The organism is Inediibacterium massiliense, assembly GCF_001282725.1.
Taxonomy (GTDB): domain Bacteria; phylum Bacillota; class Clostridia; order Peptostreptococcales; family Thermotaleaceae; genus Anaerophilus; species Anaerophilus massiliensis.
Genome location: NZ_LN876586.1, coordinates 871291 through 888005, shown reverse-complemented (window position 1 = coordinate 888005; position 16715 = coordinate 871291). Strand labels below are relative to the sequence as shown.

Below are 16715 nucleotides of genomic sequence, written 5' to 3'. Positions count from 1 at the left end.
ATAAATGTTTTTTTATTATTTTTATATAACCCTTTTTTTACTCTTCAGAAATTTTTGTGGCCTCTGTAATAAACTCATCTATTTTTCCTTCTGCTATCAATTGATCCAATATTTTATTGATCTCTTTTACCAAATCTTCATTACCTTTATTGATAGCAATAGCAGCACTTTCATCTTTTCCTAAAGAAATATCTGGTACAATAAATTTAGAATTTTTCTTTTGATACGCAGTTGCTACAGGTTTTGCTAATATAATTCCATCTATTTTGTTATTAGAAAGTTCAAGGACTAAATCAGTGACTTTACTTAAAGATTTTACTTGTATTCCTTCTATCCCTTTTGCAATCTCCTCCTGTACCGTTGACTTTTGTACTCCTATTTTAAGCCCTTTTAAATCGTCTATGCTTTTAATCTTATCTTGATCCTCTACTCTAATTAAAATTCTTTGTTGTGCATTATAATATGTTTTTGTAAAATCCACACTTTTTGCTCTTTCTTCTGTAGGTGCCATTCCAGCTATAATAAAATCTATTTTATCTGCTACTAAAGCTGCTAGTAATCCATCAAATTTCATATCCTTAATTTCAAGCTCCACTCCTAATTCTTCTGCAATAACTTTTGCAATTTCAATATCAAACCCTACAATTACATCTTCTCCATTGATTTCTTTATGAAATTCATAAGGTGGATACCCTGCAGATGTACCTAATACAATTTTTCCTTTGTTTTTAATTTCACCTAATTTACTTTTATCTGCACTACTTATGTTTTGGCTACACCCTGCAGATACAACAATCATACAAATCATCATAAAAATAGCTATCATTTTTCCTTTGAACATATTTTATTCCCCTTCCTTTTTTCTTTTGTATTATTATACATAATTAATTATAATTATTCAAGTGTATATTTATGAAAACTTAATATTTTTTATACAAAAAAAAAGACTCGATTTCTCGAGTCATACTGTTGACAAAGTATATTGTAGCAAAGTCATAAAATTCGCAAGCTCATGGCGCCAACGAAATCTTTTCATTGCATTCAAGATTTCCGTTGCTTAAAAATGAGGAACAATTATTAAGAATTTGTTATTTTCCTACTATCATCTTTATAGCATTTTGGTGTTGAGGATCTGGTTTATTATCTTTATGTCTTGTACTATTTTTAAAATGAAGATCCACATGACCATCTATCCCATTTCCTTTTATAAAATCGAAATTATAACCTGTTCCATATCCTCCACTTCTACCCGATACAGTCTGTCCAAAAGGTTTAGAATCTACTCCTGCATGAGGCATATTTGTCATAGAAGCTGCAATAACTCTACTATTCACATATACTAAAACAGGTCTTCTAGTCCAGCTAAATCCTCCCCATATTCTCTTCATAATATTTGTATCTTCTATCGTTAATGGCTCTACATCTGCATGATTTGTCCCTGCTGTTACTTTTACTTTAAAGCTTGCTCCTGCCTGATAATCTTTAATAGTCAGTATATCTCCTCGATGAATGATTTTATTTGAAACTTGTGTCCACCAATCTAAATCTTCAGCTCTATTTGTTTTTAATCCAACTCCCCCTCTACTAACTACATTATTAGAAGAAGTTGTACCTTCAATTAATCCTAAACTTATCATTTTATTGATTGTATTTTTTCCTACAATACCATCTGGTTTTAGTCCATATTTTTTTTGAAATTTCTTTACTGCATTTTGTGTAATAGATCCAAAATATGTAGTTATTTGAGGATAATTAAAGTCACCATCTTTTTTTAAAGCCTGTTGAATTACTTGCACATCTTTATGTTGCATATTTTTTTTATATATACTATTTGAAAAATAATATCCATCTGCCATAGCAATCGTAGTAGTACTAATAATGCATGTAGTCAAAACTAAACCTTTTAAAAATTTTTTCATGGTTTTTCCTCCTATTTCTATATATACATTTGAAATATAGGTCACTTATGTCCCCTATCATATCATTTATATAATCCATGAATCAAGGTAATCCACTGTTTTGACAGAATTTACATGAATTTTTAGTAGTATTATCCAATGAATGATTTTTAGATCAAAAAATAAAAACCTCAATCTTATAAGATTAAGGTCTTTCCTTTATTAAATCTTTTACTACTACAGATGCAATAATCATTCCTGCAACAGAAGGAACGAAAGACATACTCCCTGGAACTTGTTTTCTTTCTGTAGAAAATGTATTTGGTTTTATAGGTTCTTCTTTTGAATATACTACCTTTAACGACTTCACTTCTCTTTTTCTCAATTCTTTTCTAATGACCTTGGCTAATGGACAAATAGAAGTCTTATATATATCAGTCACCTCGAATTGAGTAGGATCTAACTTATTTCCAGTGCCCATACTACTAATCATTTTTATTCCTCTTTTATAGCATCTTTCTATTAAATCTAATTTTGCAGAAACCATATCAATAGCATCTACTACATAATCATAATCATCTTTTAGAAGCTCTGATGCTGTTTTTTCTGTATAGAGCATTTTATAAGTCTGAACCTTCGCATTTGGATTAATTTGTAATATTCTTTTTTTCATAATTTCTACCTTTGATTGTCCTATAGTATCTCTTAAAGCATGAATCTGTCTATTTACATTTGTAATACATATATCATCATGATCCACTAATACCAAATGACCTACTCCTGATCTTGCTAGCCCTTCTACAACAAAAGTTCCTACTCCCCCTATACCAAATACTGCTACTTTACTTTCTTTTAATTTGTTCAAATTTTCAGTGCCTATAATCATCTCTGTACGAGAAAATGCATGTAATTCCATAAAACTCCTCCTATTGTGTTCTAGATACAATTGTACTTAGTTTTTTGTTTTTGGACAACTATCTGTGCAATTTTTCTTTTTTTCTTCACATGGATCGATATGAACAATCACTTCTTTAATCATACTATCTTCCTTTAAAATTAAATCTTCTGCTCTTTCACCAATCGTATGACCCTCTACAACAGATAATAAAGGATTTACACATATTTTTATATCTACACATGCCTTTGAACCATGTTTTCTTACTCTAAGATCTGTAACCTTCATAACATCTTCTATTTTTTCTATTTTTTCTATAAAACCTTCTATTTTCTCTTGTTCTATAGAAGCATCCATCAACTCATCTATAGAAGCTGTTAAAATCTGTACTCCAATTTTTATAACAATCAAAGATACTCCAATTCCTGCTAATGGATCTAAGAAAGTATACCCTAGCTTTGCTCCTATAATTCCTGCTAAAACTGCTATAGACGATAAAGAATCTGATCTATGATGCCATGCATCACTCATTAAAGCATTACTATTTAACTTCATTGCAGCATCTCTTGTGATACGAAACTGATATTCTTTTATAAAAATGGATACCACTGCTATAACTGCTGTATATCCTTGAGGATTTTCATAAGTATGCATAAGAATCATCTTGATGGACTCATATCCTATTCGAACTCCTACTAATGTCAAAATAATAGCTAATAAAAAAGCTGTTAAGGATTCTGCTTTTTCATGACCATATTGATGTTTTTCATCTCTTGGTTTAGAAGCAAAAAACATCCCTGCAATTACCCCAATAGAAGTAATAATATCTGATCCAGAATGAAGTCCATCTGCAATCATGGCCTTACTATTTCCTAATATTCCTGCACCTACTTTAACTAGAGTCAATAAAATATTTAATAGAATGGTTATTTTTATAATTTTATTACCTATTCTTAATCTTTCTTGATCTTTGAGCCTATCCATTTCCTTCTCCTCCATTATCAATTGATATACTTATACTTATATTATATCCTTTTAAACTCCTTTTGTTAACAATTATTAAAACTTTTTATTTGGACATAATTCATTTTCAATTGAAAATGATTCTGATAGTCTTTTGACTAATTTTGAAAAAAAGTCATTGTTTTTTATTTTTTGGAAATAATAAACGTATCCTTCATAAACTAAGCTGTCATTCATTTGAAAACTATATTAATAGAGGAGTGAAAAGAATGAAGAAATTAGGATTATTACCTAAACTTATCATTGCCATTTTATTGGGTATTTTATTTGGTAATTTTGCCCCTAAATGGTTTGTAGAAATATTTGCTACTTTTAACAACATCTTTGGAAACTTCTTAGGATTCTCTATTCCTTTAATCATTATAGGCTTTGTAGCACCTGGAATAGGTGAACTAGGAGGAGGTGCTGGAAAACTTTTAGCTATTACTACTGGAATTGCATATGTTTCCACTTTGATTGCCGGTACCTTTGCTTATTTTGTAAGTTCTATTGTTCTACCAAATTTTTTAACTGTAGGACAACTTAGCGTAAATGCTACCAACCCAGAAGAAGCTTTGCTTCCTCCTTTTTTCAAAGTAGATATGCCTCCTATTATGGGTGTTATGACAGCACTACTTATTGCATTTACCCTAGGACTTGGTATTGCTGCTATTAAAGGAGATACCGTAAAAAGATTTATGGAAGAATTTCAACAGATTATTGAAAAACTCATTTCTAATATTATTATTCCTCTTCTTCCTTTTCATATTTTAGGTATATTTGCCAATATGACCTATGCAGGACAAGTAGCCACAATTATGTCTGTATTTGCAAAAGTCTTTGCTATGATTATCATTCTACACCTTACAATTATTCTTGTTCAATACTTTATTGCTGGATCTTTTGCAGGAGCTAATCCTTTTCGATTAATTAAAAACATGATCCCTGCATATTTTACAGCTATTGGTACACAATCTTCTGCAGCTACCATACCTGTTACATTAAGACAAACTAAAATAAATGGTGTAGATGATGGTGTTGCAGAGTTTGTCATTCCTCTTTGTGCAACGATTCACTTATCTGGAAGCACTATTACACTTACTAGTTGTGCTATGGCTGTAATGATGTTAAATGGAATGGGCACAAATTTTTCTATTATGTTTCCTTTTATTGCTATGCTAGGTATTACTATGGTTGCAGCCCCTGGAGTACCTGGAGGTGCTGTTATGGCTGCCTTAGGTCTTTTGGAATCTATGTTAGGATTTACTCCCACTCTTACCTCCTTAATGATTGCACTATATCTTGCACAAGATAGCTTTGGTACCGCTGTAAATGTAACAGGAGATGGTGCAATTGCTATTTTAGTAAATAAAATATCTGGAAATAAACTTACTTCTTAAGAACAACAAAGCCTCTCTAGTATATAGAGAGGCTTTGTTGTTCCTCATGATGTATTTGCTGTAAAAACTTTCTCTTTTGATAAGTTATTTCTAAATATTGATCTTGAGTAATAATACTTCTATTTAATAAATCATCACAAAACTCCAAAAAAATTTCTACTAAATCTATTAGATTATCAATGTCCTGATCTTCTAGTAACTTAGGATAAGGATTTTTCATACAATCACCTCGTAAATAACTTATTCCACTTACTATGTTAGACATAAATTTAAAAAATCCTTCTTTTGAAAAATATTTTATTTAAATTTTTTCAAAATTCACACATCAAAAAGAATCCCAATTGGGGATTCTTAAATAATCTTCTCTAAAAATGTATTGATTCGTGGATGCTTAGGATTATAAAATATTTGTTGAGAACTTCCTTGCTCTAAAATTTTTCCATTATCCATAAAAATTACTCTATCTGATACTTCCTTAGCAAAGCTCATCTCATGGGTAACTACAATCATAGTCATATGATCTTTTGCAAGATCCTTCATAACTTTTAATACTTCTCCTACAAGTTCTGGATCTAATGCTGAGGTAGGTTCATCAAAGAGCATAATAGAAGGTTCCATAGCTAATGCTCTAGCAATAGCTACTCTTTGTTTTTGGCCTCCAGAAAGCTGACTAGGATAATTATCTTTTTTTTCTAAAAGTCCTACTTTTTTTAAAAGAATCTCACCTTTTTGTACTGCTTGTTTTTTTTCTATTTTATCTACTATAATAGGCGCTTCTATGATATTTTCAAGAACTGTTTTATGTGGAAATAAATTAAAACTTTGAAAAACCATTCCTATTTTTTTACATCTATTTCGAATCTCTTTATCTGAAATATATACTTTTTTGCCTCTTTCATAAACTGCAATAGGCTTTTCTTGAATATAGATACACCCTTCATCTATTTTTTCTAAATGATTTAAGCATCTTAACAATGTACTTTTCCCTGATCCTGAAGGACCTATAATCGAAATGACTTCTCCTTTTTGTACTTCTAAAGATATATTTTTTAATACTTCTACATTTCCAAAACTTTTACTTACTTCATCTACTCTAATCATATTGATCAAAACCCCTACTCATATATAGAATATTTTCTTTCTAATTTTCTAAACATCATTACAATAATAGATGTTAATAAAAGATATATAATTCCTGCAATCACAAAGGAAGTAATCTTAAAGTCTCTTGTTAATACTTCCTTTGCAGCTCTTAAAATGTCCCCCATTCCAATAGCTGCTACTAAAGCTGTGTCTTTAATCAATGTAATAGCTTCATTACTAGTAGCTGGCAATACCCTCTTAATGGCTTGTGGTAATATAATTTTTTCCATAGTTTGGCAATAATTCATACCTAAAGCCCTGGCTGCTTCATATTGTCCCTGATCAATAGATTGAATTCCTCCTCTAAATATTTCTGTAAAATAAGCTGCATAATTCATAATAAAAGTTATAGATGCTGCCTCGAATTGTCCTAATCTTATTCCTAATACTGGAAGAGCATAATAAGTAAAAAACAATTGAAGAAGCAAAGGAGTTCCTCTAAATATCCAAGTATATATTTGAAGGAGTATCTTTAACCATTTTATTTTAGAAATTTTTCCCAGGGCAAATAATACACCTAAAGGAATAGCCGCTATAATCGTTACTACATATAATTTCATAGTAATCAAACTTCCTTGTAGTATAAACCCTGTTACATTGTTAATATAAGACACTGAAAACCCCTCCTATTTGGATACAATATCTTTCCCAAACCACTTCTTAGATATTTCTCCTGTTGTTCCATCTTTTTTCATTTCATCTAATATTTTATCTACCTCTTGTTGAAAAGAAATGTCATTCTTTCTAAATCCTATTGCATATCCTTCTTCACCAAAATCCTCTTTTGCTATTTTATATTCTCCTTCTCTTTTTCCCATATAATATCTTCCCACAACTTCATCTATGACTACTGCATCTACACGACCTGCTTTTAAATCTAATAATGCTTCTGTATAATTAGAAAATTTTCTTATCTCTTTTATAGCTTTGCTAGTTTTTTCATCTGCATTTAATGCATCTTCTCCACTGCTTCCTAATTGTACAGCTACCACCTTATTAGTAAGATCCTTTTTATTTTCAATATTCGAATCTTTATTCACAATAACAATTTGTCTATTTTTCAAATAGTCTTTTGAGAATAGTATTTGTTCTTTTCTTTCTGGTGTAACAGTAAGTCCGTTCCAAATTACATCAATATCCTGATTATTTAAACTTAAAACTTTTCCATCCCAATCAATAGGCTTTACTTCTAATTCTACACCCATTCTCTTTGCAACTTCCTTTGCAAGATCTATATCAAATCCAACAATTTCTCCTTTTTCATCTCTAAAGCCCATAGGTGGAAAGCTATCATCAAGACCCAGTACAAACTTTCCATTGTCTTTTATGCCCTGTAAAGATTGATCCTGTTGTGTACTTGCTTGCTGACTACATCCTGCAAAAACAAATGTCACCAGCATAATCCCCATTAATAAAAATAAGTATTGTTTTTTCATTTCTTTCTCCTCCTCAATTTTTTATTATAATGGTATTATACTTTAGCGTGATAAATTTGTAAAGCGATAAACTAAAAATTTTTTAAAACCAATCTCTTCATATATAAAAGCAGGAGGATCTCTCCTCCTGCTATGAAAATATTTCTTTCATAGATTTTACGATATAATCAACATCCTCTTCATTGATCCAATAGTTTGTTACAAATCTCATCAATCCATCTTCTATAGGATTGATAAGTATTCCCCTTTTGTTCATCTCTTCTACCAATTGATCGGGATCATATCCTGTCTGATCCATAGAAAAATATACCATATTAATATGTATATCATCTGATAAAACTTCTATCCCTTGGATTTGAGAAAGCTCTTTTCCTAATCTTAAAGCATTTTCATGATCTTCTTTCAATCTTTCTCTCATCTCTTTTAAAGCTATCAATCCAGCTGCTCCTAAAAATCCTACTTGTCTCAATCCTCCACCCATTAATTTTCTTTTCTTTCTTGCACAATCTATAAACATTTTACTTCCTGCTAACATGGAGCCTATAGGTGCACACAAACCTTTAGAAAGACAAAACATAACAGAATCACAATATTTTGTAATTTCTACTACATCCACATTTAAGTAAGAAGCTGCATTAAATAACCTCGCACCATCTACATGAACAGGAATTTGTCTACTCTTAGCAATCTCGTAAATACTTTTCATATTTTCAATGGAAATTACTCTTCCATTAGAATGAGCATTTTCAAGACAAATCAATCCAGTAGAAGGAAAATGAATATCCTCTTCTCTTATTTTCTCTGCTACCTCATTAGGATTTAACTCTCCCTTATTACTAATCAGGGTTCTTAATTGTACTCCTGCAATTACAGAAGCTGCTCCTACTTCATGCATGACAATATGACAGTCATCTCCAAGGATTACTTCATCTCCTCTTTTGCAGTGTGTAAATAAAGCTAATTGATTTCCAAAAGTACCACTTGGAACAAATAATGCAGCTTCTTTTCCTACTACTTTTGCTGCATACTCTTCAAGTTCTTTAATGGTTGGATCATCTTCATATACATCATCTCCTACTACAGCATGAAACATAGCCTCTCTCATTTTTTGTGTAGGCTGTGTTACTGTATCACTTCTTAAATCAATTTTTTTCATTTCAATCCCCCCTTGTCTTATCTATATTATAGCAGCATATTCCAATTTTATAGAATTTTTTTATAAATTTTCTATATTTTCTAATATAAAAGCTACCTTTCGGTAGCTCAGACTGTTGACAAACTATATTTTAGCAAAGTTATAGAAACAAGGAACATTTATTGAGAATTTGTGAAAATATAGAAAAAGTAAGAAAATGCTTAGCATTACACTGTTTGAGCATAGCGAGTTTGTAATGCTATTTTCGATGGTTTCTATATATTTTCCAAATTTAAAAATCAGTGACGTTTTTTATAACTTTTTCTATAAACTAAAAGCTACCTTTCGGTAGCTTTTATAAAATATGAATATTTGCTTTTTCACATTCTTCAACCATAGCTTGTGGCCAAATAGCAGCTTGTACTTCCCCAATATGAGCCTTTTGAAGGAAGAACATGCAAATTCTAGATTGACCAATTCCACCACCAATAGTTAGCGGAAGTTTTTCTTCTAAAAGCAACTTATGATATTCAAGTTCTTTACGATCTTCACAACCTGAAATTTTTAGTTGTCTTTCTAAAGATTCTTTGTCGACTCTAATCCCCATAGAAGAAAGCTCCAATGCCATCTCTAAAACTGGATTCCAAAATATAATATCTCCATTTAATTCCCAATCATCATAATCTGGAGCACGTCCATCATGTTTTTGGCCAGATTTTAATATGCCTCCTATTTTCATAATAAATACTGCACCTTTTTCTTTTGCGATTTTATTTTCTCTTTCTTTTGCACAAAGGTTTGGATACAAATCTTCAAGTTCTTGTGTTGTAATAAAGCTAATTTCTTCTGGTAAAAAAGCTTGAAATTCACTATATAAAGTACACACATATCGTTCTGTACTTTTAAATACTTTATAAAGATTTCTTACAATATCTTTTAAATTTTCTTCATTTCTATCTTCTTTTTGAATCACTTTTTCCCAATCCCATTGATCTACATATATAGAATGAAGATTATCTAAATCCTCATCTCTTCTTATGGCATTCATATCTGTATATAATCCTTCTCCAAAGGAAAAACCATATCTATACAAAGCCATACGCTTCCATTTTGCTAAAGAATGTACAACCTCAACTTCCTTTCCACCTATTCCCTTTACATCAAATACAACAGGTCTTTCTACACCATTTAGATTGTCATTCATTCCTGTTTCAGGCAATACAAATAAAGGTGCAGATACTCTTGTTAAATTTAATTGCTCTGCCAATTTCATTTCAAAATAATCTTTTACTTGCTTAATAGCAATTTCTGTTTGTAAAATACTGAGCTTTGGATCATATTCTTTTGGAACCATTAATGTATATTTCATGCCAATTCCTCCTATATTTAAAATTATATTTTGAATACATAAACATTTATAAATAAAAAACCTCTCATCCTTATAAAAGGACGAAAGGTTATTCTTCCGCGGTACCACCTTCATTAGTAAAATACTCACTTTATACAGTACGGAAATTTATTCGATACTGCCCAATAGATAACGGTTTGGTTCCGTCTAAATCTACTCTCCATAAGGATTTCGGTTAGAAACTCTGAGATGTTCTTCAACATAAGCTTCGTATTGGTCTTTCACCATCACCAACTCGCTAAAACTACTTCTTAAGTTTACTCTTCTCATCATCGTTTATAAAAATATTGTAACAATTATAAATCATTATAAAAAAATTATTACAAAAAGTCAACATCTTTTATTATTTTGCTCTATTTTAATATGTTTATACATTATAAAATATGAGAATCAATATGCTCAAATTGAGCTTTATATAATTTTGCATATATTCCATCTTGTTGAAGAAGACTTTGATGATCTCCTTCCTCTACAATTCCTTCATCTGTTAAAACTAAAATACGATCTGCATTTTGAATAGTAGCTAGTCTATGTGCAATCACTAGTGTAGTTCGGTTTTTTGACAATTGATATAAAGATTTTTGAATGATTTTTTCTGTTTCATTGTCTAGTGCAGAAGTAGCTTCATCTAAAATCAAAATAGGAGGATTTTTTAAAAATATTCTTGCAATAGAAATTCTTTGTTTTTGTCCTCCAGACAGTTTAATTCCTCTCTCTCCAATATAAGTATTATAACCATTTTCCATTTTCATAATAAATTCATGGGCATTTGCAAGCTTGGCAGCATATATAACTTCTTCATCTGTTGCATCTAATTTCCCATATGTAATATTTTCTTTAATAGTTCCTGAAAATAAAAATACATCTTGTTGTACAATTCCTATATTTTCTCTCAATGACCTTTGGGTCATATTTTTAATATCTATTTTATCTATGATAATTCTTCCTTGATCCACTTCATAAAATCTAGGAATTAAACTACAAAGAGTAGTTTTTCCTCCTCCTGAAGGACCTACTAGTGCAACTGTTTCACCATTCATAATAGATAAATCAATATTTTTTAATACACTTTCTCCATCATCATAAGAAAATGTTACTTTTTCAAATTGAATATCTCCCTTTAATCTTTTCACATCTATAGCATCTTGACTATCTATAATATCTGGTTGCATCTGTAGTGTCTCTATAAAACGATTAAATCCTGCCATACCTTTTTGATAATTTTCTACTAGTGTTGTAATTCTTCTTATAGGTTGTAAAAACATAGATACATAAAGTAAAAAACCTACTAATTCTCCCCTAGTCAATTCTCCAGTATAAATAAATATACCTCCAAAAATGAGTACAGCTAGATTAATAAAGTTAGAGAAAAAATTAATCCCTGCAAAAAATTCTGCCATGATCTTAAATGAATTTTCTCTTGATTTTCTAAAATTACTATTTCCCACCTCAAATTTTTCTTGCTCATACCATTCATTTGTAAAGGATTTTACAACTCTAATTCCTGATATGCTGTCTTCTATTTGTGCATTAATATCTGCTACTTTCAGTCTCATATCTTTAAATGCATTTTGCATCCTTTTGTTTTTCCATATAGAAAATAAAAGCATGATTGGAATAAGAGAAAAAATAATAATTGCTAATTTCCACTGGATCGTCAACATAATTACAAAGGATCCTAGTAAAGTAATGGCCGCTATAAATAAATCTTCTGGACCATGATGGGCAAGTTCAGATATTTCATTTAAATCATTGACCAATCTAGACATAATATGTCCTGTTTTGGTATTGTCAAAATAAGTAAAAGAAAGTTTTTGAATATGATCAAACAAATCTTTTCTCATATCATATTCCATTCTCACCCCCAGTACATGTCCCCAATAATTTACAATATAATCTAGCAAATATCTTATTCCATAAAGAAGCAATAGTCCTATACCAATCCACAAAATCATAGAAAAATCTTTTTTAGGCAGAATATCATCTATCATTTTTCTTGTAACAATAGGAAAAATCAAATCTATACCTGCCATAAAAAAAGCACAAGAAAAATCTAGTACAAATAAAGGTATATGTGGTTTATAATATTTTAAAAATTTTTTCATCATCATCCTCCTCTCAAAAATTCCTTATTTTATTATACCCTATTTTATAGAATAGAAAAAATCAGGTATAAAAACAACCTGATTTTTATTACTTTTTTTTCAAAAAAATAATAAAAGAAGATATACTTCCTATAGGACAAAATACACACCAAGTTCTTGGATAGAATAAAAAAGATAAAAAAGTTCCTATAGCTGTGGTACCGGTTACCATCCAATAAAATAAACTTCCTACTTTTGTAAAATTAAACTGACACCTTATGATTCCTTTTATAAACAAAATAATAAATAGCAAAACAATAAAACCTCTAAAATATATAGAATAAAAAACTTTTGGCACTGGCCTTTTTCTACTAATAGGAGCTATTCTTTCATACAAACTCCCTCTAGGGCAAATTTTTCTACACCATAATCTACTGCCTACAGTAGCAGAAGATAAAATTGGTATAATCATACAAAATACAGCCCCTAATGAAATATACCTATTTATTATTCCTCCTAAAATAAGAACTACTAACAATATAAAAGAAAATCTATGCCATATATTTAAGAATGGATTCATAATATCATCTCCTCTTATTTCATATGGCATAGATAATGGATTTATTCCCATAAATAAAAGCAGTAAAACTTTCCATATTTATATATGTTTTTTTACAAATTGACCTTCTTTCATAATCACTTCCATCTTTTCAGTACAAATATGATGGATCTCTTCTAATGGATTTTCTGTTAGAACTAATAAATCTGCAAATTTTCCTTTTTCTAAAGTTCCTGTTATGTCATCTATTTTAAGCATCTGAGCACCATTTTTTGTAGCAGCAACAATGGTTTCCATCTCTGTAAATCCTGCTTTATGCAAAGCATACATTTCTGTAATAGCATATTTCCCATAAGGAGTTAAGCTGCTACAAAAAGAATCTGATCCTACTGTAATTCGTATTCCTTTTTCTTTTGCATTTTGTAAATTACTAATAATGCGATTTAATTCCTTTTCTGCTGTAGTTTCACCAGGATATTGATCATGAATAGGTCTATAAGGTGGTTCATACACACGAAACCATTCATAAAAAAATTGCAAAGTTGGACAAAATGTAATATCTTTTTCTTTCATAATTTCTAAGCATTCTTCATTTAATTCTTGTCCATGAATAATAGCAGATACTCCTGCCTTACAAGAATTTAATGCTCCTTCATATCCTTCTGCGTGAGACCATACAGGAAGTGAAACCATATTGCACTCATCTACAACTGCTTGAATTTCCTCCATGCAATAATGAGAGTCCGCTTTTTTATCATGTCTCCATATTCCTCCACCTGTTGACCAAATTTTAATGGCATCAGGATTTTCACGCAATCTTTTTCTTATTGCTTTTCTTAAATCCCAAGGACCATCTACTCTTTCTGCCCAAGGATGAGAATCATTATTATACTCTAATGGTAACTTATGAGAATCCCCATGACCTGATGTTCTACAAAATCCAAGTCCTGTTGCAACTACACGAGGTCCTTTTATAATTCCCTCTTCTATCATATTTCGAATATGTATCCCAGATCTAGATATTTCACCTACAGAGGTCAGGCCATGTTCTAATGCTTCATACGCCTGAGCTACAGCAACAATAGTCTTTTGTATTACAGGCTCTAATACCCATTCTGTATCATCATCTGTTCTATTCCCACTAAAATGAAGATGGGTATCAATAAGTCCTGGCATAATAGTTTTTTCAGTAATATCTATTTTTTTATATTCATCATCCATATCTATCATAGGTCCTGCATATTGAATTCTTTTATCCTCAATTAAAACTAATGAATCTTTTATAGGCTTTTCTCCATTTCCATCTATGAGCAAGCCACCTATAAATGCAATCTTATTCATAACCTCTCCCCCTTAAACATATTCAAAAGGTATATTGTATCAATCATATATTGGACGAACCTTCACCGTAAATTCTACCAGATTTAACACATTTATTCAAAAAAGATTTATCTTAGTTTATTTTTGCCCCTCTTAAAAAATCCTTTATATCTTTTTCTTTTACATAAATATCTGGAGTAATATACTGATTCATAATATTTTTTTGTCTTACATTCCAATAATGACTTACAGCAAAAAACATGATTTTATTTTTTTTATCTTCAAAAACATGTTGTCCTACCCCTTTTCCAAAGGTATTCCTTCCTACAACAATTACATTTTTTAAATATGTTTTAAGTCCTAATGTTAATAATTCTGATGCACTAGCAGAGTTTTCATCTACAAAAATATATATTTTTTTAAACAGAATTTGTGATGCATCTGAATAATAATTATAAGTATAGCCATCTCTATAAATTAAAGTACTTGTTACACATTCTGGCAATAATGCATCTAAAATATTGTTGGCACTCTTTGTATCTCCACCATAATTTTCTCTTAAGTCTATAATCAAATTCTTATCTTTTGTGTCTTCTATATTATCTAAAATTTCTATAACTTTATTTCCTGTATTCATACTAAAATTTTTAATTCTCAAATAATATACATCTTTATTATATTTTTTGTATTCTATATCCATATCCCTTGTTTTCATCAAAGCATCATAATCTTTCCCATATATTACAAATGTAAATGGATCATCTTGTAGTTTTGCTTTGGATATGACTTGAGATATTTCTTTTCCTGAAATATTCTTTTGATCTAATTTTGTTAATATATTATGATTTACACTTTGTAATGAATCCTTATATAAGTACTGATCATCAAAGAATTCTTTTATCTGCATGCCAAGAGATACTTCTTTTTCCTTTAAAGCCTCCTTTACATATAACGCCGTATAATTTTCTGAATTGATATTTAAACTTTTATTGACATATTCTTTACTACTTTTATAATCTTCTAGTAATAAATAAGCATATGCAATTTTAGATAACACTTCATCATTTTTGGGTTTTAACTTTAGGGATTTTTTATATTCTTCAATAGCTTCTTTATACTGACCTAATTCTAAATAAGATTCACCTATAAACCAAGGAATATTATAGACATATCTAAATTTAGACTCTGCCCGTCTTCCAAACGAAATACATTTTGAATATCTTTTCCCAGTATAGAGTGCATATAATTTATTTATATATGCATCTTGATTATTTTTGTTTTTTTTCATGGCTTGATCAAAATATTGAATAGATTCCATATACTTTGTTTGATCTATGTATATATTTCCAATTTCATTATATAAAACATCCGATTGATCATCTATTTTTAAAGCTTTATTACTATATTCTAAAGCTTTATCATATTTTCCTAAAGCACTATAATTATCCATTACCCATATGTATACATCTATATGCTCAGGATACCTATTCAAAAGATTTAAAAAATATTCTAAAGATCTATTATATTGTTGGGCATCATAATAAAATCGTCCTAACTTCATTTGTGCACTTAAATTCTTAGAAAACTTCTTCGCATTTTGTTCATAAAAATTTTTAATCTCCTCATATTCTCCAACCCATTGCAATACAATTTCTTTTAACTCATAAGATTTATAATCCTCTTTATTTCCTTTAATCCATTCATTTGCATAATTTAAAGCTTCATTCTTTTGTTCTAAATTCAAAAGACAATAAACTTTATATCTAGCTGCATCTATATCTGTATTCTCATGTTCAAGATACTTATTAAATGATTTTAGAGCCTCTTTATATTTTTTTTTCTCAAAATCTATTTCTCCTATTCCATAGTATGCATATTTGCTATTAGAATTCTTTTTTAATGCTTCTTTATAACTTTTCAATGCTTCTTCATATTGATTAAGTCCAAACAATGCATTTCCTTTATTAATATATTCTTCCTCACTATTCGGCAAAGCTTTAAGAGCTAAATTAATATATTCTAAACTTTTCTCATATTCTTTTAATTCGTTATAAGCCCAACTTAAATTATTTAATGGAGAATCAAATAAGTCTTTGGATTTTTCTAAAGTTGTAGAAAGCTTTCCAAAATCCTCTTCATACCAACTAAGACTATTTAGAGATTTATTGAAATATTCAATAGCTTCCTTTGCTTTCCCCTCTTCCATAAGCTTCATCCCTTGTTGATTGTAATCATAAGCCTTATGATCTTCTTTCTTATGATTATTTTCATTACTATAGCATGCAGTAAATATAAAAGCATATAGTATACAAAAAATAATACATATCATCTTTTTTAATTTCATGAAAGTCCCCCTTGATTATATAGAAATAAAAGTAATGTAATGTATAGTTTACCAATTTCTATACATCTCTTCAATTTACATATAATCTTTC

At 29.7% G+C, this 16715-nt stretch carries 15 protein-coding genes and 1 other annotated feature; of the genes, 1 reads left to right on the top strand and 14 read right to left on the bottom strand.

Annotated elements, in window-relative coordinates:
- Nucleotides 1-37: 37 nt before the first annotated feature.
- The 4 genes from BN2409_RS07955 to BN2409_RS07940 all read right to left on the bottom strand — a co-directional run bounded on the left by BN2409_RS07955 (nucleotide 38) and on the right by BN2409_RS07940 (nucleotide 3777).
- On the bottom strand, nucleotides 38-841 hold the full coding sequence (locus BN2409_RS07955) for a transporter substrate-binding domain-containing protein (RefSeq protein ID WP_053956092.1): 804 nt from the start codon (nucleotides 839-841) through the stop codon (nucleotides 38-40).
- Nucleotides 842-1088: 247 nt separating this feature from the next.
- Nucleotides 1089-1919 (bottom strand): peptidoglycan-binding domain-containing protein, encoded by an 831-nt coding sequence (locus tag BN2409_RS07950; protein WP_199872958.1) that lies wholly within the window; start codon nucleotides 1917-1919, stop codon nucleotides 1089-1091.
- Between the two features lie 184 nt (nucleotides 1920-2103).
- Nucleotides 2104-2814 carry a tRNA threonylcarbamoyladenosine dehydratase gene (locus tag BN2409_RS07945; RefSeq protein WP_053956090.1) on the bottom strand — a complete coding sequence of 237 codons (711 nt, stop codon included), beginning with the start codon at nucleotides 2812-2814 and terminating at the stop codon, nucleotides 2104-2106.
- 36 nt (nucleotides 2815-2850) lie between these two features.
- A complete protein-coding gene (locus BN2409_RS07940) occupies nucleotides 2851-3777 on the bottom strand; it encodes a cation diffusion facilitator family transporter (protein ID WP_110943015.1) in 927 nt (308 codons plus the stop codon).
- 248 nt (nucleotides 3778-4025) lie between these two features.
- Between BN2409_RS07940 and BN2409_RS07935 the strand changes: the two genes are divergently transcribed.
- The gene (locus BN2409_RS07935; RefSeq protein ID WP_053956089.1) at nucleotides 4026-5195 is read left to right on the top strand and encodes a dicarboxylate/amino acid:cation symporter; all 1170 of its coding nucleotides are present in this window, start codon (nucleotides 4026-4028) and stop codon (nucleotides 5193-5195) included.
- A gap of 16 nt (nucleotides 5196-5211) precedes the next feature.
- On the opposite strand, the gene BN2409_RS07930 is transcribed toward BN2409_RS07935, so the two are convergent.
- From BN2409_RS07930 to BN2409_RS07885, 10 genes are all read right to left on the bottom strand, one after another.
- The gene (locus BN2409_RS07930) at nucleotides 5212-5460 is read right to left on the bottom strand and encodes a hypothetical protein (RefSeq protein WP_199872957.1); all 249 of its coding nucleotides are present in this window, start codon (nucleotides 5458-5460) and stop codon (nucleotides 5212-5214) included.
- A gap of 86 nt (nucleotides 5461-5546) precedes the next feature.
- Complete coding sequence (locus BN2409_RS07925) at nucleotides 5547-6296, bottom strand: amino acid ABC transporter ATP-binding protein (RefSeq protein ID WP_199872956.1); 750 nt, start codon at nucleotides 6294-6296, stop codon at nucleotides 5547-5549.
- Nucleotides 6297-6310: 14 nt separating this feature from the next.
- Nucleotides 6311-6952 (bottom strand): amino acid ABC transporter permease, encoded by a 642-nt coding sequence (locus tag BN2409_RS07920; RefSeq protein WP_053956087.1) that lies wholly within the window; start codon nucleotides 6950-6952, stop codon nucleotides 6311-6313.
- Nucleotides 6953-6964: 12 nt separating this feature from the next.
- On the bottom strand, nucleotides 6965-7774 hold the full coding sequence (locus BN2409_RS07915; RefSeq protein WP_053956086.1) for an amino acid ABC transporter substrate-binding protein: 810 nt from the start codon (nucleotides 7772-7774) through the stop codon (nucleotides 6965-6967).
- Nucleotides 7775-7904: 130 nt separating this feature from the next.
- Nucleotides 7905-8930: a low-specificity L-threonine aldolase gene (gene ltaE, locus BN2409_RS07910; RefSeq protein ID WP_053956085.1), complete on the bottom strand. Its 1026-nt coding sequence runs from the start codon at nucleotides 8928-8930 to the stop codon at nucleotides 7905-7907.
- Between the two features lie 334 nt (nucleotides 8931-9264).
- Nucleotides 9265-10278, bottom strand: a complete 1014-nt coding sequence (gene asnA, locus BN2409_RS07905) for an aspartate--ammonia ligase (protein WP_053956084.1) — start codon at nucleotides 10276-10278, stop codon at nucleotides 9265-9267.
- A gap of 73 nt (nucleotides 10279-10351) precedes the next feature.
- Nucleotides 10352-10599: a binding site (T-box leader), on the bottom strand.
- Nucleotides 10600-10691: 92 nt separating this feature from the next.
- Nucleotides 10692-12422, bottom strand: coding sequence for an ABC transporter ATP-binding protein (locus BN2409_RS07900; RefSeq protein ID WP_330375401.1), 1731 nt, complete (start codon nucleotides 12420-12422; stop codon nucleotides 10692-10694).
- Nucleotides 12423-12510: 88 nt separating this feature from the next.
- The gene (locus tag BN2409_RS07895; protein WP_110943014.1) at nucleotides 12511-13032 is read right to left on the bottom strand and encodes a 4Fe-4S binding protein; all 522 of its coding nucleotides are present in this window, start codon (nucleotides 13030-13032) and stop codon (nucleotides 12511-12513) included.
- Between the two features lie 27 nt (nucleotides 13033-13059).
- Nucleotides 13060-14301 carry a metal-dependent hydrolase family protein gene (locus BN2409_RS07890; protein WP_053956081.1) on the bottom strand — a complete coding sequence of 414 codons (1242 nt, stop codon included), beginning with the start codon at nucleotides 14299-14301 and terminating at the stop codon, nucleotides 13060-13062.
- 112 nt (nucleotides 14302-14413) lie between these two features.
- Nucleotides 14414-16624 (bottom strand): tetratricopeptide repeat protein, encoded by a 2211-nt coding sequence (locus tag BN2409_RS07885; protein WP_053956080.1) that lies wholly within the window; start codon nucleotides 16622-16624, stop codon nucleotides 14414-14416.
- Nucleotides 16625-16715 lie beyond the last annotated feature (91 nt).